Origin of the sequence: Bacillus sp. DB-2 (genome assembly GCF_003315125.1) — a bacterium.
Classification (GTDB): domain Bacteria; phylum Bacillota; class Bacilli; order Bacillales; family Bacillaceae_G; genus Bacillus_A; species Bacillus_A mycoides.
This window is the reverse complement of the sequence record NZ_QNRN01000015.1, coordinates 65,956-89,836: the sequence shown is the minus strand read 5'-3', so window position 1 is coordinate 89,836 and position 23,881 is coordinate 65,956. Positions and strand designations below refer to the sequence as shown.

The 23,881-nt window shown below is 36.3% G+C and carries 23 protein-coding genes, 1 pseudogene and 1 other annotated feature; of the genes and pseudogenes, 18 read left to right on the top strand and 6 right to left on the bottom strand.

The genetic code is table 11. The features are described from left to right. The first annotated feature begins 202 nt into the window (after nucleotides 1-202). The 5 genes and pseudogenes from DET63_RS23330 to DET63_RS23310 all read left to right on the top strand — a co-directional run bounded on the left by DET63_RS23330 (nucleotide 203) and on the right by DET63_RS23310 (nucleotide 1,794). The gene (locus DET63_RS23330; RefSeq protein WP_002140246.1) at nucleotides 203-574 is read left to right on the top strand and encodes a DnaJ family domain-containing protein; all 372 of its coding nucleotides are present in this window, start codon (nucleotides 203-205) and stop codon (nucleotides 572-574) included. A gap of 10 nt (nucleotides 575-584) precedes the next feature. After that, the gene (locus DET63_RS23325) at nucleotides 585-899 is read left to right on the top strand and encodes a thioredoxin family protein (RefSeq protein ID WP_113937986.1); all 315 of its coding nucleotides are present in this window, start codon (nucleotides 585-587) and stop codon (nucleotides 897-899) included. A gap of 13 nt (nucleotides 900-912) precedes the next feature. Further along, on the top strand, nucleotides 913-1,167 hold the full coding sequence (locus DET63_RS23320) for a hypothetical protein (protein ID WP_113937985.1): 255 nt from the start codon (nucleotides 913-915) through the stop codon (nucleotides 1,165-1,167). Nucleotides 1,168-1,296: 129 nt separating this feature from the next. After that, nucleotides 1,297-1,380: pseudogene (locus DET63_RS23315) on the top strand (histidine kinase); the annotation flags it as partial. Between the two features lie 162 nt (nucleotides 1,381-1,542). Next, entirely contained in the window at nucleotides 1,543-1,794 is a 252-nt protein-coding gene (locus DET63_RS23310; protein WP_088031697.1) for a helix-turn-helix transcriptional regulator, read from the top strand. 75 nt (nucleotides 1,795-1,869) lie between these two features. On the opposite strand, the gene DET63_RS23305 is transcribed toward DET63_RS23310, so the two are convergent. Together DET63_RS23305 and DET63_RS23300 are read right to left on the bottom strand one after the other, a co-directional pair. Next, nucleotides 1,870-3,153 carry an MFS transporter gene (locus DET63_RS23305; protein ID WP_078204724.1) on the bottom strand — a complete coding sequence of 428 codons (1,284 nt, stop codon included), beginning with the start codon at nucleotides 3,151-3,153 and terminating at the stop codon, nucleotides 1,870-1,872. Between the two features lie 108 nt (nucleotides 3,154-3,261). Continuing rightward, entirely contained in the window at nucleotides 3,262-4,575 is a 1,314-nt protein-coding gene (locus tag DET63_RS23300; protein WP_113937984.1) for an alkaline phosphatase family protein, read from the bottom strand. Between the two features lie 154 nt (nucleotides 4,576-4,729). Here DET63_RS23300 and DET63_RS23295 point away from each other — a divergent pair, with 154 nt between their 5' ends. Beyond that, entirely contained in the window at nucleotides 4,730-5,023 is a 294-nt protein-coding gene (locus tag DET63_RS23295; RefSeq protein WP_113937983.1) for a YesK-like family protein, read from the top strand. A gap of 93 nt (nucleotides 5,024-5,116) precedes the next feature. Then, nucleotides 5,117-5,324, top strand: a binding site (T-box leader). Nucleotides 5,325-5,369: 45 nt separating this feature from the next. Beyond that, nucleotides 5,370-6,800, top strand: a complete 1,431-nt coding sequence (gene proS / locus DET63_RS23290) for a proline--tRNA ligase (RefSeq protein WP_044444318.1) — start codon at nucleotides 5,370-5,372, stop codon at nucleotides 6,798-6,800. 268 nt (nucleotides 6,801-7,068) lie between these two features. Here the strand turns inward: proS and DET63_RS30805 are convergent, their stop codons facing one another. After that, nucleotides 7,069-8,178 carry a cell wall anchor protein gene (locus tag DET63_RS30805; RefSeq protein WP_113937982.1) on the bottom strand — a complete coding sequence of 370 codons (1,110 nt, stop codon included), beginning with the start codon at nucleotides 8,176-8,178 and terminating at the stop codon, nucleotides 7,069-7,071. Between the two features lie 207 nt (nucleotides 8,179-8,385). Between DET63_RS30805 and DET63_RS23280 the strand changes: the two genes are divergently transcribed. From DET63_RS23280 to DET63_RS23250, 7 genes are all read left to right on the top strand, one after another. Further along, on the top strand, nucleotides 8,386-9,264 hold the full coding sequence (locus tag DET63_RS23280; protein WP_113937981.1) for an ROK family protein: 879 nt from the start codon (nucleotides 8,386-8,388) through the stop codon (nucleotides 9,262-9,264). A gap of 128 nt (nucleotides 9,265-9,392) precedes the next feature. After that, nucleotides 9,393-9,989, top strand: coding sequence for a TerD family protein (locus DET63_RS23275; protein ID WP_113937980.1), 597 nt, complete (start codon nucleotides 9,393-9,395; stop codon nucleotides 9,987-9,989). Between the two features lie 26 nt (nucleotides 9,990-10,015). Then, nucleotides 10,016-10,600 (top strand): TerD family protein, encoded by a 585-nt coding sequence (locus DET63_RS23270; RefSeq protein WP_002010225.1) that lies wholly within the window; start codon nucleotides 10,016-10,018, stop codon nucleotides 10,598-10,600. Nucleotides 10,601-10,680: 80 nt separating this feature from the next. Then, a complete protein-coding gene (locus DET63_RS23265) occupies nucleotides 10,681-11,259 on the top strand; it encodes a TerD family protein (protein ID WP_002091197.1) in 579 nt (192 codons plus the stop codon). A 73-nt stretch (nucleotides 11,260-11,332) separates the two neighbouring features. Continuing rightward, nucleotides 11,333-12,124, top strand: a complete 792-nt coding sequence (locus DET63_RS23260) for a TerC family protein (RefSeq protein WP_113937979.1) — start codon at nucleotides 11,333-11,335, stop codon at nucleotides 12,122-12,124. Nucleotides 12,125-12,234: 110 nt separating this feature from the next. After that, the gene (locus DET63_RS23255; RefSeq protein ID WP_113937978.1) at nucleotides 12,235-13,866 is read left to right on the top strand and encodes a YceG family protein; all 1,632 of its coding nucleotides are present in this window, start codon (nucleotides 12,235-12,237) and stop codon (nucleotides 13,864-13,866) included. An 18-nt stretch (nucleotides 13,867-13,884) separates the two neighbouring features. After that, on the top strand, nucleotides 13,885-14,967 hold the full coding sequence (locus DET63_RS23250) for a toxic anion resistance protein (protein ID WP_002029585.1): 1,083 nt from the start codon (nucleotides 13,885-13,887) through the stop codon (nucleotides 14,965-14,967). A gap of 138 nt (nucleotides 14,968-15,105) precedes the next feature. Here DET63_RS23250 and DET63_RS23245 read toward each other — a convergent pair whose 3' ends face one another. Together DET63_RS23245 and DET63_RS23240 are read right to left on the bottom strand one after the other, a co-directional pair. Further along, nucleotides 15,106-17,772 carry a cation-translocating P-type ATPase gene (locus tag DET63_RS23245; protein ID WP_113937977.1) on the bottom strand — a complete coding sequence of 889 codons (2,667 nt, stop codon included), beginning with the start codon at nucleotides 17,770-17,772 and terminating at the stop codon, nucleotides 15,106-15,108. A gap of 192 nt (nucleotides 17,773-17,964) precedes the next feature. After that, complete coding sequence (locus DET63_RS23240; RefSeq protein WP_113937976.1) at nucleotides 17,965-18,189, bottom strand: DUF1128 domain-containing protein; 225 nt, start codon at nucleotides 18,187-18,189, stop codon at nucleotides 17,965-17,967. Between the two features lie 175 nt (nucleotides 18,190-18,364). On the opposite strand from DET63_RS23240, the gene DET63_RS23235 reads away from it, so the two are divergent. The 3 genes from DET63_RS23235 to DET63_RS23225 are packed head-to-tail and all read left to right on the top strand — an operon-like array spanning nucleotide 18,365 to nucleotide 20,273. After that, on the top strand, nucleotides 18,365-18,829 hold the full coding sequence (locus tag DET63_RS23235) for a low molecular weight protein-tyrosine-phosphatase (RefSeq protein WP_002139513.1): 465 nt from the start codon (nucleotides 18,365-18,367) through the stop codon (nucleotides 18,827-18,829). Nucleotides 18,830-18,882: 53 nt separating this feature from the next. Next, nucleotides 18,883-19,398 (top strand): DUF4075 domain-containing protein, encoded by a 516-nt coding sequence (locus DET63_RS23230; RefSeq protein ID WP_002139514.1) that lies wholly within the window; start codon nucleotides 18,883-18,885, stop codon nucleotides 19,396-19,398. A gap of 5 nt (nucleotides 19,399-19,403) precedes the next feature. Beyond that, nucleotides 19,404-20,273 (top strand): YihY/virulence factor BrkB family protein, encoded by an 870-nt coding sequence (locus DET63_RS23225; RefSeq protein WP_002063656.1) that lies wholly within the window; start codon nucleotides 19,404-19,406, stop codon nucleotides 20,271-20,273. A gap of 182 nt (nucleotides 20,274-20,455) precedes the next feature. On the opposite strand, the gene DET63_RS23220 is transcribed toward DET63_RS23225, so the two are convergent. Further along, entirely contained in the window at nucleotides 20,456-22,381 is a 1,926-nt protein-coding gene (locus tag DET63_RS23220; RefSeq protein ID WP_113937975.1) for a heavy metal translocating P-type ATPase, read from the bottom strand. A 426-nt stretch (nucleotides 22,382-22,807) separates the two neighbouring features. Here DET63_RS23220 and DET63_RS23215 point away from each other — a divergent pair, with 426 nt between their 5' ends. Next, nucleotides 22,808-23,758: a DMT family transporter gene (locus DET63_RS23215; protein ID WP_061676181.1), complete on the top strand. Its 951-nt coding sequence runs from the start codon at nucleotides 22,808-22,810 to the stop codon at nucleotides 23,756-23,758. Nucleotides 23,759-23,881: the final 123 nt, after the last annotated feature.

Sequence of the window (23,881 nt, the reverse complement as noted above, 5' to 3'; positions counted from 1 at the left end):
TTTATTTGATTCGCAAAGATTTTCTCAATATTAAATGGCTCTAATACAGACTACACATGAAAATAAAATATTGATTAGGGAGGAAAAGGCTCCTTGTAATTAAATTTGAGAAAAAATTGTATAAAGTCAATTTGTAATAGCGTAGCAAGATGAGAAAATATCATGTAAAATAATAGTAAAAATATGTAAAGGAGCGAATGGTGTGGATGTCTTTTTGAACATTGCTGAAGAAAAAATTCGACAAGCAATACGGAATGGTGATCTCGATCATATTCCGGGGAAAGGAAAACCACTACAATTAGAAGACCTTTCAATGGTACCTCCAGAACTTAGAATGAGTTATAAAATCTTGAAAAATGCAGGTATGATTCCACCAGAAATGGAACTACAAAAAGATATATTAAAAATAGAAGACTTAATTGCGTGCTGTTATGATGAAGTAGAGAGAAAAGAATTACAAGAAGAGTTAACAGCAAAAACGCTGCGTTTTCAGCAAGTAATGGAAAAGAGAAAGATTAAAGATAGTTCAGCTTTTCGTATGTATCAGGATAAAGTATTTCGTAAATTACGCTAAGAGGGATAAGATGAATACATTTGAAACGATAGAAGAATTAGCGACATATATTGAAGGACAACAATTAGTACTGCTGTTTATTAAAACGGAAAATTGTAGTGTTTGTGATGTTATGTTAAAAAAAGTAAATTGCGTATTAGAGAATTATGATTACGTAGAGAAAGTAGAAATATTACTGCAAGACATGCAAGAGATTGCAGGGCGATATGCGGTATTTACAGGGCCGACAATTTTATTATTTCATAATGGAAAAGAGATCCTTCGTGAATCGCGCTTTATTTCGCTTGAAAATATTGAGAGAGTACTTCAGTTGGTAAAAAAATAAGGGAGGTTTTTATATGGGGTTTGTTATAGCAGCATTACTATTTTGTGCTTTAATTTGGATGATTGCAGCATCAGTTAAATCAAATAATCGAAGAGTAAACCTTACTAAAAAGAGTAATACACATAGTACGTCTAACACCTCCTCACCATCATTTTTCTTTGCTGGATCTGATAGTAATAGTTCACATGATGGCGGGCATTCACATGATTGCGGAGGGTCTTTTGGCGGAGATAGTGGAGGTAGCTGTGGTGGAGGCGGCGGTGATTGATGAGAATACGCCCTATAGGGGGCGTATTTCTTTTTAAACAAACGTTTAATTAGTTGGCTTACATATGCATAAAAACAGTTAAACAAACGTTTGATTAAATATTTTTAACATGCTAGGGGAAATGAAAAGGGAACCGTATCTCTTACTAAATTAGGATTTAAATTTGGAATAATACATATGATTCGAATGTGGTTTGAAAGTACGTTTTCTTAAATAAGGAGTATAGCCTCTTGCGATAGGCCCGGTTTTACGTATGCAAATAAAGAAAGAAGATATTGTGAATCGAGAGGAAATGACGAATTGATTAGTTTCGAAATAGCTATTGTAAGGGAGCAGAATTGCTCCCTTTTCTTGCGGCAATCTTTTGACAATGACATGTACCAACTATATACTGATGATGTAAAAACGATTTTACAGGTTAGGAGAAACGGTGTGAAAAATCAAATCTATGAATTGCGCACTGCAAATAGTATTTCACAAGGTGCATTAGCGGATAAGTGTAACGTATCAAGACAGACGATAAATGCAATTGAGAATAATAAATATGATCCAAGCTTAGCACTAGCATTCCGGTTAGCAGAAGTATTAGGAACAACTGTCGATAAACTATTTTTGTACAAGCTTTAGAGTTTTTAATTGTAGGGCGTTATCGTTAAAAATATAAGAGAAAGATCCCCTTCTTGTGTGAAGGGGATCTTTCTCTTATATTGTTTTAGTTTTCGGATTAGGTGGTGTAACGGACGTATTATTTTCGGGTACTCTAGTTAATAAGAATCCACCGATAATAAATAAGACAATAATACTAAGGACACCAGCGTTTGTTTTTCCTGTTAATTGGGTTGTGACACCAACTAATACCGGACCCATAATTGCCGCGAATTTACCAAAGATATTATAAAATCCGAAGAATTCATTTGCAGATTCTTTCGGTACTAGTTTTGCGAAATAAGAACGGCTAAGTGCTTGAATTCCGCCCTGAGAAGTAGCAACTAACATTGCTAAAATCCAGAAATCAAACGTCGTTTTTAAGAAATAAGCATATGTGCAAATAATGATATAAATGATAATGCCGACATATAGCATTTTTTTACCGGTAAATGTTTCCGATAGTTTTCCATATAATAAAGCAAATGGACAAGCGACAATTTGTGTTACAAATAAGATGATTAATAGATTGGTTGCACTAATACCGAGATCTGTTCCGTAAGCAGTAGACATAGTGATAATTGTATCTACCCCATCAATGTAGAAAAAGTAAGCTATTAGGAACATAAATACAGTTTTATATTCTTTAATATTTTTAAACGTATTAGCAAGGCGCTTGAAGCTCATTGCAATTGGTCTTGGATGACGTTCAATATAGTGTGTTTGCTCTACATTTTTTAGCATTGGTATCGTAAATAGTCCCCACCAAAGAGCTGTTATTGCAAAGGAAATTTGACTAGCAATTCCGACTGATAAGGGGATAGTTCCTTTTTGAGCAAGAATAATAAGAGCAATACAACCGATAAAAGGAATTGTGCTCCCAATGTAACCTAATGCAAAACCTCGCGTAGAAATTCGGTCCATTCTATCTCCAGAGGTAACATCTACTAGAAATGCATCATAAAAAATATTTGCTCCAGCAAAGCCAACTAATGCGAGCATATAGCATCCTAGTAATAAGTACCACTGAGATGTTGGAACAACTGCTAGCATACTTGTAAATACGATACCGAGTCCAAAGAAGAATGTGAAAAATCGTTTTTTAAATCCCTTATAATCAGCAACCGTGCCGAGAATAGGAGCGAGTATAGAAATTAAAAGTGTAGCGAACGAGTTTGCATATCCCCAATAGGCTGTTGAAGTTGCACCAGATAGTCCAGCTTCTTTTGCAGCTGCTTTAAAGTAAATTGGAAATAATGCAGTTGTAATGACGAGCGAATATACCGAGTTCGCCCAATCATATAATATCCAGCTTTTTTCTTGTCTGGACATTTTTTTCATATAATGTTCCCCCTTAAATTTGTTCTACTAACAGTGTACAAAAATAAAAATTGTAAAAAGAGAAACAGTGATGATTTTTACATAACTTTTACATATATACACAGTTCTTTACAATTGAAGTAAATCCTCTACAATTGCTCCGTCTGTTTCACCTAAGTGTAAACCGAGTAACCTAGCAATAGTGGGACCTTCATCAATCAGTCTCATATACGGGATTGTAACGCCACTTTGAATGCCTTTCCCAGCAGCCATAAAAATTGTTTCATAGTTAGGTTTTGTTGGGGAATATCCATGTGTTCCAAATGTATATTTCTTACTAGAAGTAACATCTTTTTTAGTAATTTCTTTTATGAAATCACCTGTATAATTTTCAATGAAGTAATAACCTTCCATGGCTTCTAGCATAAATAAGCAATTACCATCAGCACCACGTTCTTTTGCATCTTCATCGTGCAGAATAAATTCAATTCCATTTTGTTTATCCTGAAGAAGTCCTTCAAGAAGAAGTTGAATCTCTTTAATCGTTTCAGTATCATTTTTATCTCTTACATGTACGTAGGCAGATCCATCACAGCTTTGGCAATAAGCTTTCCAATCTAGTAACTTGCCACTTTTATTTACGGATATAAGTCCTTTTTGACGAAATAGGACATTTAATTGGATTGCTTTGTTTTCACTTAAAGCGCTATGATCGCCAAGTGCAATAATTGTACTTTCTTCGTATATCCCGCTTTCTTTTAATGCATGAATAATTTTTCCAAGGCGTTCGTCGTGTCTATGGATTGCAGCTACTGTTTCCTCGGACTCGAAGCCATGGTAATGTCTTTGCGTATCTAAATCAGTAAAATGTACAAACATAACATTAGGCTTTTTCGTCTGGATTGTATGTACGGCAGAAGCAAGGACGAAATCATCAAGCTCAGGCTGTGACAATCCATTTCGTATATGGCCGAAACGACGATTTAAATCTAATTGATATAGCGGGCTACCGCTAAATAATGAAACTAAAATTTGATTTTGCCACGCTCTATTTGGAAAAATTTCTGGTAAATTGTAATTGATATTTGCTCTTCCAGTAACAGGCCATAGAAGGGCTGCTGTCGTTAAATTTGCTTTGCGTGCTTCATCATATAAAGTTGTTCCTTTAATGGACTTTCGATACCAATGCCAATCTGGTGAATCACGTCCTGGTTGAAGTAATGTATTGCTGACAACGCCATGCTTATTAGGATAATTACCGGTTACGATTGTTGAGTGGCTTGGATATGTTACAGAAGGATAAATTGGCTCCACTTTTTTCGCAATCGCGCCCCTGTTTATTAAAGTTTGGAAATTAGGTAGTTTTTGTAATATAGGAAAATCTAAAGCTGATAAGCAGTCGAAAGATAAAATAATGACGCGATTTGTTAATGCTTTATCCATAAAGTTTCCCTCCTGATTATATAAAACCTATTTTTATATATTACTATTAATACCTGGTAATAAAAATATATTTTTGAATGAAATTTTGTTATTTATTTTCAGAAAAATTAAACATATAATAAGTATAAGGGAATGAATGGAAGGAGGGAATACTATGGATTGGCTAGATGGATTTGGTATCTTTTACATCATTGGTGGAGTCACCGTTCTCCTTGTATTTTTTATGTCATATTTACTAAAGAAACGTTTTCCAGACAAACAGTTTGATATTATATTTGCACTTAGTTTAGTACTTCTTTGTTTAGCTCTCTTTCCTGTAACAATGATCGCTATTGGTGGTTGGGAAGGAATGGGATACGGATTTATTTGTTTCTTCGTTTTAATTGGTACACTAATTGGTATGGTTGCTCATCAACTTGTAAAAATAGTTCGGAAAAGTTACGTATAAAACAGTGATAATTGAAAATAATGTATAAAAATAAGAAAATTGGCTCTTGTTTTGAAATAAAATTTATATTATGATATTCAACAAATTTATTTTGTTATAACGATGAAAAAGGAATAGTACATGTCTTACCTTTTTGCAGAGAGAGAATCCTTTTGGCTGGAAGATTCTTAAAGAGGCGATATGGAACCTACCTTTGAGTTCTGCATATGCAGCGGGAAATTCCCGTTATCAAAAAGAGAGCATACTCAATTTTTTTGTGTATGAATCAGGGTGGTAACGCCGACAAAGCTCGGTCCCTATTTGGGGACGCGGGCTTTTTCTATTTTCTAAAGGAGGAAGAATAACTATGGTAAAAGAACAAGTACAAGCCATTACGAAAATGGAAGAAGACTTTGCTCAGTGGTATACCGATATTGTAAAAAAAGCGGAGCTTGTTGATTATTCAAGTGTGAAAGGTTGTATGATTTTACGTCCATACGGTTATGCATTATGGGAAAATATGCAGAAAGTGATGGATGAAAAATTAAAAGAATCTGGTCATGAAAATGTGTACATGCCAATGTTTATTCCAGAGAGTTTATTACAAAAAGAGAAAGATCATGTTGAAGGATTTGCTCCTGAAGTAGCGTGGGTTACTCATGGCGGAGATGAGAAATTGGCGGAAAGACTTTGTATACGCCCTACATCTGAAACTCTATTCTGTGAGCATTTTTCAAAAATTGTTCAATCATATAATGATTTACCAAAGTTATATAACCAGTGGTGTTCAGTAGTTCGTTGGGAGAAGACGACGAGACCATTCCTTCGTACAACTGAATTTTTATGGCAAGAAGGTCATACGATTCATGAAACGGCAGAAGAATCTCAAATTGAAACATTAAATATTTTAAATCTATATGCTGCTTTTTGTGAAGAGTATTTAGCGATTCCGGTTATTAAAGGGCAAAAAACAGAAAAAGAAAAGTTTGCAGGAGCGAAGGCAACTTATACGATTGAAAGTTTAATGCATGATGGAAAAGCACTTCAAACAGGAACATCTCATAACTTTGGAACGAATTTCTCTGAAGCATTTGATATTAAGTTTTTAGACCGTAACGGTAAATGGCAATACGTACATCAAACATCTTGGGGTGTATCAACAAGAATGATAGGTGGACTTATTATGGTTCATAGCGATAATAACGGACTTGTAATGCCACCGAAAGTCGCTCCAGTACAAGTTGTTATCGTTCCGATTGCTCAGCACAAAGAAGGTGTGTTAGAAAAAGCAACAGAGTTGCAAGGACGTATTCAGAAGGTTGCACGTGTAAAAATAGATGCTAGCAATAAAACACCTGGCTGGAAATTTAATGAGTATGAAATGAAGGGTGTTCCAATTAGATTAGAAGTTGGTCCAAAGGATATTGAAAAGAATCAAGTTGTACTTGTAAGGCGAGATACGAAAGAAAAAGAATTTATATCAATGGATCAATTAGAAGAACGCATTCCAGCACTACTTGAGGAAATTCACCATTCTTTATTTAGCAAAGCAAAAGTATTTCGCGATGAGAATACGTATAGTGTGACGAATTTCGAAGAGATGAAAAAAGCGGCTGATGAAAAGCAAGGTTTTATTAAAGCGATGTGGTGTGGAGAACTAGCTTGTGAAGAAAAATTAAAAGAAGAAGTTGGAGTATCTTCACGTTGTATTCCGTTCGAACAAGAAAGTTTAGCTGACGAATGTATTTGCTGTAGTAAAAAAGCGAAGCAGATGGTGTATTGGGGAAAAGCGTATTAATACTTTTTCTACTAGATGACAAAAAGGACTTTGATTGCATAATAAAATGCAATCAAAGTCCTTTTTAGTTTTATCCCGCTATTTGCCAGGCAGTAAAACTCCCACTTCAAAATTCGGCTGGAGCTAAGAAGTTAGGTGGGAGCCCTGCTGCCCGTAAAAGCCCGATTGGTGAAGGCTAATAATCAGTGGGGGATGAACAAAATCCCCACTGATTAAAGTTTCATTTTATAATCTGTTTCATGTATTTTTAGATGGAAGGATGATTTTTTTATTTTGCGTTTTTACGACGAATAAATAGTAACACACCAATTAGGAATGTCGAAAGACCAATTAAAATAGATGCAGGATAATGCGTTGCAGTATTAGGCAGCTTATTGCCTTGTTTTGTTGCATTATCTTTTGCGTTACCGCTTTGAGAGCCGCTATCGCCTTTAACACGGTTGCCACCCTGAGAGCCATTACCACCTTGAGAACTACTGTCGCCTTTAACACGGTTGCCACCCTGAGAACCACTGCCACCAGAACCATTGCTACCGGAGCCACTGCCACCAGAACCATTGCCACCAGAGCCATTGTCACCAGAACCACTGCCACCAGAACCGTTGCCACCAGAACCGTTGCCACCGGAGCCACTGCCGCCAGAACCGTTGCCACCAGAACCATTGCCACCAGAACCGTTGCCACCAGAACCATTGCCACCAGAGCCATTGTCACCAGAACCACTGCCACCAGAACCGTTACCACCAGAACCGTTGCCACCGGAGCCACTGCCACCAGAACCACTGCCGCCAGAACCGTTGCCACCAGAGCCATTGTCACCAGAACCACTGCCACCAGAGCCGTTACCGCCAGAACCGTTGCCACCAGAGCCATTGCCACCAGAACCGTTGCCACCAGAACCGTTGCCACCAGAACCATTGTCACCAGAACCACTGCCACCAGAACCATTGCCACCAGAACCATTACCGCCAGAACCGTTGCCACCAGAACCATTACCGCCAGAACCGTTGCCACCAGAACCATTGCCGCCAGAACCGTTGCCACCAGAACCACTGCCACCAGAACCGTTGCCGTCAGAACCACTGCCGCCAGAACCGTTGCCACCAGAACCACTGCCACCAGAACCGTTGCCGTCAGAACCATTGCCGCCAGAACCACTGCCACCAGAGCCGTTGCCGTCAGAACCACTATCGTCCTGAGAGCCATTGTTTCCTGGAGGTTTATTATTATCTTTTGAATTACCTTCTGCTAAATTATCGTTATTTTGTACAATAGCGTTTGTTATTGGATTGAAGTTTTCAGTTGCAGCATTACCAATATTTAAGCCACTAAAAAAGGATAAAGAAAGTGTTGATGCTAAAATGAATATTTTTGTCATTGTTTTCCTCCTGAAGAAAAAATTATTGTTCCATCTAAAATACACCCCTTTGTAATATTTCATAGGAAAAAGAGTTTTATGCAAAAAAAACTATATATAGAAAAAGGTGGTGTATTTCTAAAGGGAGAAAAGAGTTAATGTAAATTCCTTGCAAACAGTAGAGTGATGGAGAATTTACACTCATAACAGTAGAGGAAGTGGCAACGGATGAAAGAATATATTGCATTTGATATTGGTGGTACGCAAATTAAATATGGAATTGTTTCAGAAATAGGTGTAGTACTAATACATAAAAAGGCCCCGACAGAAATTCACTTGGGCGGGGAACAAATTGTTCAAAAGCTTATATATTTATCAAAAAAGTTAATGACTGAATATACTATTTCCGGAATTGGTATTAGTACAGCGGGAATTGTTGATATTGATAAAGGAGTTATAACGGGAGGTGTGGATCATATTCCGCGTTATGCTAATATTTCTATTGTTGAGAGATTACAAGAAGTATTAAAAGTTCCTGTATCTATTGAAAATGATGTTAATTGTGCAGCCTTAGGAGAGAAATGGAAAGGTACAGGAAGGGGAGAAAGCGATTTTATTATGCTTACGCTTGGAACTGGCATTGGTGGAGCAATTGTTATAAATGGAGAGTTATACCGTGGACATTTGTTTGGCGCTGGGGAATGGGGGAACATGTTAATAGAAGGGAAAACTTTTGAGGAGGTTGCCTCAATTTCGGGATTAATTCATCTTGTACGAAGATATAAAGGTAAAAAGGAGTGGGATGGTAAAATAATTTTCGAATTATATGATAAGGGTGATAGCGGTGTTACTCAAGCCGTGAAGATTTTCTTTAAACATTTGGCGATTGGTATTAGCAATCTTGCTTATATTTTTAATCCGAAAATGATTATTATTGGTGGGGGAATTACTGAAAGAGGCGATGATTTCTTAAATGAAGTGAAGGAAGAGATAGGAACATACTTAAATCAAGAGATTTATAGTAATTGTGAGATTAAACTTGCGCAAAGCGGTAATTGTGCAGGAATGATTGGCTCTATTTACCACTTATTACATCAGTATAAATAAATATAGTATCTGTTTTCATATAATTGAGAATTTATCCTTTTTCTCATTAGATAAATAATGCTACAATATAAGAGAAGAATACAATGTTTTCCGAGTTGGAAAATGCTTTGTAGAAAGGAAGAAACTTCATGCCTATTATTTTAGAAAAAGGACAAAAGATTGATTTAACGAAAGGACAACCTAGAGTAGCGAAAATGCAGGTTGGCTTAGGCTGGGATCCAATTGGGCAATCAGGTGGATTTCTGTCTTCATTATTTGGAAGTAAACCAAATGTAGATTGTGATGCATCAGTTGTTATGTTAGAAGGGGATCGTTTTTTAAACAAAAATGATTTAGTTTACTTCGGCAACAAACTTTCTACTTGTGGTAGTATCATTCATTCAGGAGATAATTTAACAGGTGAAGGCGCTGGTGACGACGAAACAATTTTCGTAGAATTACATAAAGTTCCGAGCCGTATTAATCGTCTAGTATTCGTTGTAAATATTTATGACTGTGTAAATCGTCGTCAAGATTTTGGGATGATTCGCAATGCATATATTCGTATTCAAAACCCACAAACAGGTGAAGAATTAGCGCGTTATAACTTGTCAGATAATTATGCTGGCAAAATGACTTTAATTGCAGGTGAAATGTACCGACATGGAAACGAATGGAAGTTTTCAGCAGTGGGAGAAGGAACACAAGATAAAAACTTAAGTGAGATTGTATCACGTTACCAATAAAATAAACCAAGGAGGAATAGTATAATATGGCATCTATTTCATTGAAAAAAGGACAAAAGGTAGACTTAACAAAAACAAATCCAGGTCTTTCGAAAGTTCTTGTAGGACTTGGTTGGGATACGAATCGTTATGATGGACAAAACGATTTCGATTTAGATGTTAGTATCTTCTTAGTAGGTGCTAACGGTAAAGTTTCAGGAGCAGAGGATTTCGTCTTTTATAATAATCCAAAAGGTGCGAATGGTGCTGTAGAGCATTTAGGAGATAACCGTACAGGCGAAGGTGAAGGCGACGATGAAACAATTAAAATAGACTTAAAAAATGTTCCTGCTAACATTGAGCGTATTTGTTTCACAATTACAATTTATGATGGAGAAGGCCGCAGCCAAAACTTCGGACAAGTTTCTAATTCTTTCGTACGTATTATGGATGAAGAAAAGAATGCAGAATTAATTCGTTACGATTTAGGAGAAGATTTCTCTATTGAAACAGCTGTAGTAGTAAGCGAATTATACCGTCACGCAGGTGAATGGAAATTCAATGCAATCGGAAGTGGATTCCAAGGTGGATTAGGTTCTCTATGTAATAACTTTGGTTTAGATGTAGAGTAATAGATTTATATATCCATCAGTGAAACGCGTATTTACTGATGGATATATTTTTGAAAATTAAAATATAGAGGTGAATATATATGGTTATTCAATTGCAAAAAGGACAGAAAATAGATTTAGCTAAAACAAGCCCAGGTTTATCAAGAGCAGTAATTGGTCTTGGATGGGATATTAAATCTTATGATGGTGGATCTGATTTCGATTTAGATGCATCTGCCTTTTTATTAGATGCGAACGGGAAATGTACGAAGGAAACTGATTTTATTTTCTATAATAATTTACAGTCTCCTTGTGAATCAGTTTTACATACAGGAGATAACCGTACAGGTGCAGGTGACGGTGATGATGAGCAACTTGTTGTCGATTTGAAAAAGGTTCCAGCAGATGTTCATAAAATTGCTATTACAGTTACAATTTATGATGGTGAAGGTCGTAATCAAAACTTTGGACAGGTTGCAAATGCATTCGTTCGTTTAGCAAATGAAGAAACAAATGAAGAAGTTCTTCGTTTTGATTTAGGGGAAGATTTCTCCATTGAAACAGCAGTTGTCTTTTGTGAATTATATCGTCATAATGGACAGTGGAAGTTTAGTGCAGTAGGAAGCGGATTCCAAGGTGGATTAGGTGCGCTTGTAAAAGCGTATGGCTTGGATGCATAAGAAGGGAAACGACATTCGTTTCCTTTTTTTGACCTTTCTATAAATCTAGCAAAGAATAGGGGATAAAGGTAAGATGAGTATTTTGCAAGGAATCCTTGATACGTATGCTCAGTTTTTCGACTTGGACATGTGGATTAAAGTGTTACAAGATCCAGTATCTTGGGGGTTAATAGGTACACTTGTTGTACTTGAAGGCTTATTATCTGCCGATAATGCACTCGTATTAGCAGTAATGGTAAAACATCTTCCAGAAGAAAAACGAAAAAAAGCATTATTCTATGGACTGATTGGAGCTTATGTATTCCGTTTTATTGCAATTGGAATCGGAATGTTCTTAATTAAATTGGCCTGGGTAAAAGTGTTAGGTGCGCTTTACTTAGCTTGGCTATCAATTAAATATTTCATTGATAAAAGAAAAGGCAATTCAGAAGAAGCGGAAGCCCATGGTATGAACCAAAACAGTATTCTCTTCAGAATGTTCGGTGTTTTCTGGGGGACGGTTGCGATGGTTGAATTAATGGATATCGCATTCTCTGTAGATAGTGTACTTGCTGCATTTGGTGTATCGAATGAAGTTTGGATTTTACTATTAGGTGGAATGCTCGGTATTTTAATGATGCGTGGTATCGCTGGCGTATTCTTAAAATTGTTAGAGCGTATTCCAGAACTTGAAACGACAGCATATATTTTAATTTTAATTATTGCAGCAAAAATGCTACTGTCTGTCATTCATATTGAAGTAAGTCATACGCTGTTCTTTATTATTTTAGTTATAGCGTTTGGAGCAACGTTTATACTTCACTACATGAAGAATTCTGGACAAGCTAAAGAAGAAGTTGCAGCTACTAAAAGTGAACATAAATAATTGAAATGGGTTTGCTCGTTATGCGAGCGCCCATTTTTTATAACTAAAAATAGTTTATAATAGAAGAGAAACTTTAGAAAAAACGTAAATGTTTTTGGAGGTGAACTGTTGTGTTTTCACGTTTTACACTTCAACCATGTGCATTAAAAGAAGAATCAGATTTAAAGCAATTTGAAGCGCTTTTAGAAAAACGTCCACAATATGAACTGACAGAGAATGAGATGAAATTTAGTTACATAGCAAGTCGCATTCTTGGTGTACCTAATGATGTAGATGAATATTTCAACGGGCTATTTGATTATAGTGAAGCAAAAGGGATCGAGGTTTTGCATGAACAAAATTTAAATAAGGTGATTGATCCCGAAAAACTGCGCCATATTCAAGAAGTTTTTGCATTACATCAAGAAGCGCCGAATGGACTTACCGTCAATAGGCTTGTAGCACATTTGTCTGGAAAACAACTATTACCACAAGTAGACAATCCTGATTTACAGCATTATATACATACGACGTTTATTTCTGCATTGAAATTGTATGAGAAACAACATAATCAATCTTTAAAAACAGAAGGATTCCGGCGTTTCTTAATCGATATGATTAAATTAAGTGAAAATTACGTAGCAAAGTGGTTTTCTACAATTAATTATAAGAAGCAAATGCCACGTATCGTTTGGTACGGTGATGCGACGGAGAGTCGTATATATTTCTTATACTTTCTTATTATGCTCGGCTGTGATGTGCTTTATTATCACCCAGAAGGAAAAGATGGATTTGAGAGTGTAGATGAGGAAGGAAAGACCTTTGTCGTATCTCATTCAGGACGTATTTCATTGGAACCATTTCCTGATCGGCGTCGTGAACGCGTCGCAACAGTAGCTTATCAAGCTTCAAAAGAAATCGAGCAAGTACTTCACCATGATAATTCATTATTATACAAACCGTGGCAATTCCGTTCGTATACACCTGTAGCCCGTACGCTCAAAACGACGTACGATGAACTCTTTTTAATTACGAAAGAAAAGGCATTTGTACGTCCAACATTCTTTGTTGAAAATAAGCATATTTATATTCCTTCTTTATTTGCAAAAATATCAGGCGTTTCAAAGAATGATAAAGAATATTTTCAGCGATTAAAGGCTATTACATCATTTGATAACAGTTTATTAATTAATACATTCCCGTTTACGAAAGAACAAAAAGCGAATTTCCAATATCATTATCGAGATGCATTGGACCGCGGGGGAAAGTTACATCCGGATTTAATTATGAACAGCCATTGGTGGCCGCATAAGCGTTTACCAGAAGGATTACAACATGGTATTGCAGAAGCAATGATCCATACGTGTGAAAGTGAAATGTGTAAACCAATTGCGAAAGAGACGAAACAAGATGTAGCGCTGTATGTTTTCGCACAACTCTCTCAAATACCACCGAACATTTTAGAGCAGCTTGAGAAATTTGATTATTCGCAAGAAGTACCGAAAATTGTTATATTTAATAATGAGAAGAGCGGAGAATTAAGTCGTTCTGATGCTGTGTTATTACTATTTTTAAATCAAATTGGAGTAGATGTATTCCACTTTAATCCAACGGGGAGAAACGATATTGAACCGTATATTCAATCAGGAGCATTTGATTCACATTGGCTTGAAGAAGTTAATTTCGATCTTGAATTTCATGGTTCATCAGCCTATAAAAATTTATCACAAACAATAAAAGGACTATTTCGTCCATTTTTATAAGGAAAGGGAGAATACCATATGAATAACCCAGTCGTACTAGATTCGAAAACAGAATTGAATGAGCAAACCGCACAAGATGTTCGCTTGCAACTTAGACAAGATGCAGAAGTGCAACGTATTTATAATGCAGTAGACATTAAAGATCAATTAGAATTAATTGAACTCGGAAAAGAACCTTCTATGGAAATTTCACGTTTCGCTGATCAAATTTTACATACAATGTCTTTATCGAAAGTAGAAGACTCTGGTGAATTATTAAAGCAGCTCGGTAAAATTATGGACAGATTTGATAGTAAAGACTTTGCGGAAGAGAAAAGTGGTTTCTTCTCACGTATGTTCAAAAAAGCAGATAAAATGATTGAACAAATCTTTAGTAAGTATCAGACGATGGGTCGCGAAATGGATAAAGTATACGTAGAAATTACGAAGTATCAAGATGAAATGAAAAAATCAATTGGTACGTTAGATGGTTTATATGAGCAAAACTTAAAGTATTATTTAGACTTAGAAAAATACGTAGTAGCAGGGGAAATGTTATTAGAGCGTTTAAATACAGAGTTAGTTCCGATGTACGAAGAGCGCATACGTAATAATGATCAGTTAGCGGGTATTGAATTAGAATCGCTTAAAAACTCTGTTGAAATTTTAGAACAGCGTATTGATGATTTAGAAAAAGCACGTATGGTTGCTCTATTAACAGCACCACAAATTCGTATGATTCAACGCGGTAACAATAAATTAATCGGTAAAATCAATACAGCATTTATTACAACGATTCCTATCTTTAAAAATGGTATCATTCAAGCGGTAAATGCGAAACGTCAAAAGCTTGTTGCGGACTCTATGGCGGAACTTGATCGCCGTACAAATGAATTACTTAAGAAAAATGCACAAAATATCGCAACTCAAAGTGTGGAAGTAGCGAGATTATCAGGTTCTTCTAGTATTAAGATGGAAACACTTGAGGAAACTTGGAACATTATTTCAAGAGGTATGCAAGAAACACAACAAATTGAAGAGCAAAATAAACGTGAGCGTGAAGAAAGTCGTAAGCGTATGGCTACATTAACAGAGAATATCAAAAAAGAATTACAAGGATAAAGTGAAACTTTAATCAGTGGGGGATGTTCATCTCCCGCCTAACTTCTTTGCTCTAGCCGAATTTTGAGGTGGGAGTCTTACTGCACGGCAAATAGCAGGATAAACAAAAGGGCAATGAGGAATATTCCTCATTGCCTTTTATTTTCTCTTAAATAATTTAATGATTTCATTCACAACAAGCGGAATGATACTTAACAAGAGAACAAATCCCCAATCTCGCATTGTTAATGCATGCACACCGAATATATTGGCAAGAGGTGGGATGGAAATGATACAAACTTGCATAAGAACACCGATAAGAAGGGAGAAAACTAAATATTTATTTGTAAATATCCCAATTGAAAAAATTGATTTCGTTCTTGAACGTAAGTTAAATGAATGAACGAGTTGAGAAAAACTAAGAACGACAAATGCCATCGTTTGAGCGTGTAATAGAGCGTCTTCATCAATTTGATCTGGGAAGAGAGGAAATAAATTTGTATCTCCTGTATAGAGCTTTGCCCCAACGATAAAGGCTGTTAAAGTAAGAAGTCCAATTACAACCCCATTGAAAATAAGAAAAGGAACGCTGCCGCTAAATAAGCTTTCTTTCGCATGTCGTGGTTTTTCCTTCATCACATCTGGATCTTCAGGATCAACACCGAGTGATAATGCAGGCAGTGTATCTGTAATTAAATTTACCCACAAAATGTGAATAGGGCGTAGTGGTGTTGCCCAGCCGAGTAAAATAGCTAAAAAGAGAGCTATAATTTCGCCGAAGTTACAAGAGAGTAGGAAGAGAATAGACTTTTTAATATTACGATAAATATTTCTTCCTTCTTCAACAGCTTTCACAATAGATGAGAAGTTATCGTCTGTTAAAACTACATCTGCTGCGCCTTTTGCGACATCTGTTCCTGTAATTCCCATTGCTACTCCAACGTCTGCTTGTTTTAAAGATGGAGCATCATTTACACCGTCACCAGTCATGGAAACGATATTTCCTTTAGCACGTAATGCTTTTATAATCTTCACTTTATGTTCTGGAGAGACCCTAGCGAATACATTTAAGTGATTAATTTTACTTGCTAGTTCTGTATCTGGAATGGTATCTAATTCAGTTCCAAGCATAATTTCAGATTTTTCTTCAGCGATACCAAGTTCTTTGGCAATTGCAAAGGCGGTATCCTTATGATCGCCAGTAATCATAACTGTACGAATACCAGCTTTTTTACACTCTGTAATGGAATCTTTTACTTCTGTACGTGGTGGATCAATCATACCGACAAGACCGATAAAGATGAGATCTTCTTCGAGATGATTTATATCCACATCGCTTGAATTGTATTGTTTAAATGCGAATGAAAGTACTCTTAAAGCTTCTTGAGACATTGACCCGGCAGCGTCTAATATTTGATTTTTATCAGAATCTGTTAGGACCTCGATTTTGTTATTTATAAAGATATGGGTGCAGTGAGGTAAGAGTTTATCAATAGCACCTTTCGTCATGCTATAGTAGCTTTCATCGTATGTATGCACGGTTGACATCATTTTACGATCTGAATCGAAAGGGAGCTCGTTAACGCGTTCATGTGCATTTTCTAACTGATCTTTTTGAATGTTAAAAGAGCTTCCGGCAACAAGAAGGGCAATTTCTGTAGGATCCCCTGTTTGTGAGTCGGCACCGTAAGAGGCATCGTTGCATAAAACCATATTTTCTAATAATAGACGGTGTGCATCATTATTTACATTCAAATTTTCTAGCTGGTCGTATGTGCGATCACTATAAAAGTGAGTAACGGTCATTTTATTTTGAGTTAATGTACCTGTTTTATCTGAACAAATAATTGTGACAGAACCGAGAGCTTCAACAGCTGGTAGTTTACGAATGATAACGTTTTGTTTAATCATACGCTGAACACCAATTGCAAGAACGATGGAAACGATAGCTGGTAAGCCTTCTGGAATGGCTGCAACAGCTAAACTAATTGCGGTCATAAACATTTCTAACGTATCCCGGCCCTGTAAAAAACCGATGAGAAACATAGTAGTGCAAATAGCTACAGCGACAAATCCTAAATATTTTCCTACTTGTGCTAAGCTTTTTTGAAGTGGTGTCATATCATCGTCTGCTTCATGTAAAAGGGTAGCAATCTTACCAATTTGTGAGTGCATCCCAGTTTCAACAGCAACGCCGACGCCACGTCCGTATGTTACTAGCGTCGACATAAAAGCCATGTTTTTTTGATCGCCTAACGGTACTTGTTCATCACTTTGCATGGAAGGATGGTAGACTGCATCTTTATCAACGGGGACAGATTCACCAGTTAGAGCAGATTCTTCAACCTTTAAATTAGCAGTTTCGATAAGCCGTAAATCACATGGTATATATCGTCCGGCATCAAGCATAACGATATCACCTGGAACGACGTGCTCAGATGGAATCTCTTTTAGTTCACCATCTCGCTTTACGATAGCTTTAGGTGTTGCCATCTTTTTCAATGCTTCTAAAGCCTGTTCCGCTTTCGATTCTTGGATTACACCAATAACAGCATTTAAAACTACAACGAGCGCGATAATACTTGCATCGGCCCATTCACCTACAAAGGCGGAAATAAGGGAAGCGATAATAAGGACATATACGAGGACGTCATTAATTTGGGCGAAAACGCGCTGCCATAAAGTACGTTTTTGCTTGGTAGCTAATTCATTAGAACCATATTGCTTTAAACGTTCATTTACGATTTTATCTGTTAAACCGTGTTGTTCATTTGTTTCTAGGTCGATTAATGTTTGATTTTTCGTCTTACTGTACCAATTGCTCATAAGTAAGCACCTCCAGTAAAAACAGTTAGCAATGGTAGTGTGGCAATTTTTTTAGAGTAGTATGTATGGAGAAAAAATCTAAGGTGAGGTTCTACTTTCATTGTACAGTAATTTAGAATGTGAGGAGGAAAAGAGAAGAGTTGTCATGAATTTGTTGAAATTAAAAGAGCCTCGAATACGTGAGGCTCTTTGTCATTTTTTAATTAATGTACCTAATTCCTCAGTAATAGCTTGCATTTCACTAATACTGAATGTTTCACGTTTCATAACGTGCTCATAAATGTCACGTAAGTCCTCGTACATTTCTTCGTTAAAACTAGCAGCTCTCATTGCTCCAGCATTAACCATGCGTAATTTTTCTTTAATAGCTTCTACCATATATTCAACGTTTACTTCTGATTTTACGGATAAATCCACCGAAGTGTCCCCCTTTAAAATAACATAAGGCTATCTTAACATTTTTTTATCATTTTCGTTAATGAAACTTTTCAATCCTATTAAATTAGTAGGGATTTCCTTTATAATTAATAATTGGTTGTTTATACTATAGATATATATTAAGAAATGCACCAAGAAGGGAAGAGACAAAAATATGGTCCGAGTATTGTTTGTTTGTCTTGGTAATATTTGTCGTTCTCCAATGGCAGAAGCAATTTTTCGAGATTTTGTCGTAAAAGAGGGACTCGAAGAGAAAATTGTCATTGATTCTGCAGGAACTGGAGATTGGCATATTGGTCATCCACCACATAAAGGAACAAAAAAAATTTTAAAAGAAAATGAAGTCTCTTTTGAAGGAATTAAAGCACGGCAAGTAGAAAAAGAAGACTTAACAAAGTTTGATTATATTATTGCCATGGACAACAAGAATATAGCGGATTTAAAAAGTTTTGGTAAAACTGGAGGCTATATTGGTAGACTGTCCGATTTTGTTCCAGACGGTGGCTGGACAGACGTTCCTGACCCTTACTTTACAGGGAACTTCCAAGAAGTGTATGACCTTGTAACAGAAGGGTGTGCAAAGCTAGTAGCTTTCATTCGAAATGAACAAGGAATATGAGGAAGCTTAGAAAGTAATACTTTCTAATATAAGAAATGAAAGGGTGAAGGAATATGGCAAAGAAAAATAATATTGCTCGAAACATTGCGCTTGGTGTAGCTGCAGGTGTAGCTGTATCTATGTTGAAGAAAGAAAACCGTGAAAAAGTAAAAAACACTGCTGAAAAAGCAAAAACAAAGATGATTGAAATTGGTGAAAATGCGAAGATAAAAGAAAAAGTGCAAACTGTTACAGATAAAGGACGCGAACTTGCTGATTTCAATGTAGTGAAAGCGAAAGTAGCAGAAATTAAAAAATTGACGCCGTCTGTTGTAGAAACGTTAAAAGAAACGAAAGAAATTTTTAGTAAGAAAAAAATCGTGCCAGTAGAAAAGCCGGAAACGATTGAAATTCAAGCTGTATCTCCAAAGGTAGATGAGCTTAAAGCAGAAGAAGAGCCAGTGGTAGCTGAAGATGGTGGTATGAAAGAAGCGCGTGAATTATTTATGAAAGACTCAAATGCAGAGGAAAAAAAAACTGAAGCATACATTGAGCTAAAGCAAAATAAAGAAGAGAAGAAAAGCGTCTAAAAAATATGAGGAAATTTCTAGAAAAAGCAAAAAGAAATCGCACTTTTTCGTTTGGGAAAGATTTATATGACCGGACGATGCGCGATGATGTAGCGGGCTTAGCAGCACAGCTCGCTTATTTCTTCTTGCTTGCGATTTTCCCTGGGCTTGTTTTCTTAATTACGCTTCTTGGCTTTATTGACCTTCAAACAGAAAGTGTGCTCAATTTATTAGAACCGTACGTACCAGAAGATGCGATGAACTTAATTGAAGTAAACGTAGATAAAGTTGTAAACGAACAAAATGGTGGTTTATTATCATTCGGTTTACTATCGATGTTATGGTTTGCTTCAAACGGGGTGAATGCGGTTATGAACGCTTTTAACCGTGCTTATGATGTAACAGAAACCCGTTCTTTTATTAAAACAAGAGCTTTATCTATCGTGTTCACGTTAGCGATAATTTTTATGATTGTGTTTGCACTAATCGTTCCAGTATTTGGACAAGTGATTGGGGCAGCCGTGTTTAAAGCAATTGGTTTATCGGATAGTTTTTCTTATGTTTGGAGTATTACGCGTTTAGTAGCAAGTTTCTTTGTCTTAATCGCTTTGTTTAGCTTTTTATATACATTTGCGCCTGATCGGAAATTAAAGCGAAGAGAAGTCATATCGGGAGCAATATTTGCTACTGTAGGATGGATTGTGGTATCGTACTCATTTGCCTATTATGTAGATAAATTTGCAAATTACGCTAATACATATGGTGGTCTCGGTGGTATCATTATTTTAATGTTATGGTTTTACTTAACTGCGTGGGTAATTTTACTTGGCGGTGAAATTAATGGTTTACTCCATCATTATAGAACGGGTGACAATAATTCCCGTAATGAAAAATGAGCTCTTGTTCCATAATAAAAGGGAACAGGGGGGATATTTCATGAGTAATAATAAAAAGAACCACAATAATAAAAGTAATAATAAACAAAAGAGCAGTTCGCATCCAAAGCATAAAACGAGCAGTAGTGCGAACGGTCACAATAGCTACCATTAAAAAAAACGGGTCCTTTATCAGGGACCCGTTACTTATTTCCTTTTAATAATCGTAAGCCATTCAAGATTACAAGAATGGTACTTCCTTCATGTCCAATAACACCGAATGGAAGAGCTAAAAACTGCAAGAAATTAGAACAAATCAGCATTGCAATGACAGCTAAAGAGAAGATAACGTTTTGCCTCACAATACGGTTCATTCGTTTTGATAAACGGATTGCTTGAGAGAGACGAGATAATTCGTTTTTCATAAGAACAACGTCTGCAGTCTCTAATGCTACGTCTGTTCCTTCACCCATTGCAACACCAATACTAGAAGTAGCGAGTGCAGGTGCATCGTTTATACCATCTCCAACCATGGCGACTATGCCGTACTTTTCTTTTAACTGCTTTATCGTTTCAACTTTTGTTTCCGGTAAACATGATGCGTAATATTCTTTTATATTACTTTCATTGGCAATTGCTTTTGCTGTTTCTTCATTATCACCAGTAATCATGATTGCTTCGACACCAATGCTTTGCAAATCACGAATAGCCGCTATCGTTTCTTGGCGAAGGGTATCTTTTAAAGCGATCAGTCCAAGAATACCATCCTCATCACTAATATAAACGACAGTTTTCCCCTCTTTTTCAAGTGAAGCAGAAATGCCATTATGAAATGTCTTTGTTTCTTCTCCAATAAAATCAGCTTTACCAATTTTATAAGATTTGTTTTCTAATATTCCTTTTAATCCAAAACCAGTTACATCTTCAACGTTTTCTGGTTTTTTTATCGTAATGTCGTAAGCATGTTTTGCATATTTAACAATCGCTTCTGCTAAAGGATGTGTAGAGTGACTTTCAATCGCTGCTGTAATAGAAAGTACTTCACTTTCTGCTATGCCTTCTCGAACATATACATCTGTTACAGTAGGTTTTCCTTGTGTTAATGTTCCTGTTTTATCAAAGGCAATCGCCTTTACTGAAGCTAGACGTTCTAAATGAATACCACCTTTAAAGAGAATACCGTTTCTCGCTCCGTTTGAAATTGCTGATAAAGTTGCCGGTGTAATGGCTGCAACTAGCGCACAAGGAGAAGCGACTACAAGTAAGATCATCGCGCGGTAAAACGTTTCATTCCAACTCCAATCAAGTAAGAAATGAGGAACAAACATCATAAGCGCAACAACAAGTAGTACACCTTTTACGTATGTTCCTTCAAATTTTTCGATGAATAGTTGTGATGGGGATTTTTCGCTTTGTGCACTTTGAACGAGACGAATAATCTTTTGGAATAATGTTTGATCGCTCGGCTTCGTAATTTTAACTTCAATAGCACCACGTAAATTTACAGTGCCGGCAAATACTTCATCGCCGAATTTTTTCTCATTCGGAATGGGTTCTCCTGTAATAGCAGCTTCATCAATATTTGTTTCACCAGTATGAATTGTGCCATCAGCAGGAACACGCTCACCTGGCTTAATTAAAATAATATCGTTAATTTGTAATTGTTCAACTGGAACACGTTCCGGAGTTCCGTTTGAAATACGTAATGCTTCTTCAGGTTGTAGATCAAGAAGCGCTGAAATTTCTTTTTGGCTTTTACTTAATGTATAAGATTCCATTGCTCCGCTTAATGCAAAGATGAAGATTAAAATAGCACCCTCTGCCCAGTAACCAATAACTGCGGCACCGATAGCTGCAAAAATCATGAGCATTTCAACATTTAGCTCTTTCTCTTCAATTGTGTCTTCAATACCTTCTTTTGCTTTTGCAAATCCTCCAACTACATAAGCAAGGATATATAAAGTAATACCTGCACTTATTGCATCATTTTTTGTGAATAACCAACCAGCTAAAATAAAAATACCAGATGCGATTGCAAATATAAGTTCATAATGTTTCTTTAATGTATCCCATAAAGAGGGATGAGAAATATCTTTTTGTGCTTGTAATGTTTTTACTTCTGAGTTCATTAATACTCGCTCCTTCCGAATTCTTATTGAGAAAAAGAATCAAAATCGAAACCCCTATAAAACGACGAAAGCTGCCATCCATAATGGATAGCAGCATTTCTGTTGAATCTGGTTTTAATAGTTATTATATTGTAATTATTCTATAGTATAGCATATGTTTTTCTTAGATGATATGTTTTTGTTTTAGTATAAAGTGAAACTTTAATTAGTGGGGGTTTTGTTCATCTCCCGCTGATTATTAGCCCTCGCCAATCGGGCTTTTACGGGCAGCAGGGCTCCCAGCTAACGTCTTTGCCCCAGCCGAATTTGGAGGTGGGAGTTTTACTGCCCGGCGAATAGCGGGATAAACTGAAAACTTGTGTTTTCGTATTTCCTTTGGTATATATGAATATTGTTCATAAAAAGGTCGGAAAGGAAGACATCAAGTTGAAGACAGAGAAATTTTTCACCCATCCGATTGGTGTGTTTATTGCTGCAATAGTAGCAACATTTTTATGGGGAAGCGCATTTCCCTTTATTAAATTAAGCTATGCTGAACTTGGAATTCAGCCACAAGAAGTCGGGGAACAAATATTATTTGCTGGCTATCGCTTTTTCTTATCTGGTGTAATGCTCTTATTATTTTTTAAAGCGTTAGGAAAAGATATGAAGTTCAAAAAAGGAACAGGAAAGCAGTTAGTTCAAATTGGCTTGTTTCAAACTTTTCTTCAATATATATGTTTTTATATTGGAATGAGTTACAGCTCAGGAATTGAAGGAGCGATTATTTCAGGAACATCATCATTCTTTCAAATTTTACTCGCACACTTTTTATATAAAGATGATGCTCTAAATAGGCGAAAAGTAATTGGAGTAGCTATTGGTTTTTGCGGTGTGATTTTAGTGAATGTACCGAGTGATGGAAGTTTATCATTTCATTTTGGAATAGGTAGCTTATTACTTCTTGGGGCAGCCATGATGTATTCGTATGGAAACATATTAGCGAAAGAAGGTAGTAAAACATTAGATATTGGGTATATGACAGCATATCAGATGATTTTCGGATCAATGGGGCTGCTATGTATAGGTGCATTTCAAGTTGGAATGATGCCATTCATATTTAATCTACATGCAATACTTATGCTCATATATTTATCGTTCTTATCAGCAGCCGGATTCTGTATATGGAATACAATTATGAAGTATAACAAAGTAGGGAAAGTCTCAATGTATATGTTCTTTATACCAGTTTTTGGTGTACTACTATCAAGTCTAATTTTAGGGGAAGCAATCCATTCCTTTGTACTATTTGGTTTAGCGTGTGTCGCAGCTGGAATTATTGTAGTAAATCGTAACCCGGTTAAAAAGAAAGTTGAGCAAGAAAAACAAGTAGCATAGAGAACAGAAAAACGATTAAAATGGAAGAACAGTATTGTTCTTCTTTTTTTACATAGAAAAAGGAGAATGTGATATATGTAACGAAAAAAGATAGAATAAAGCATTTATTGAGGAGAACATATT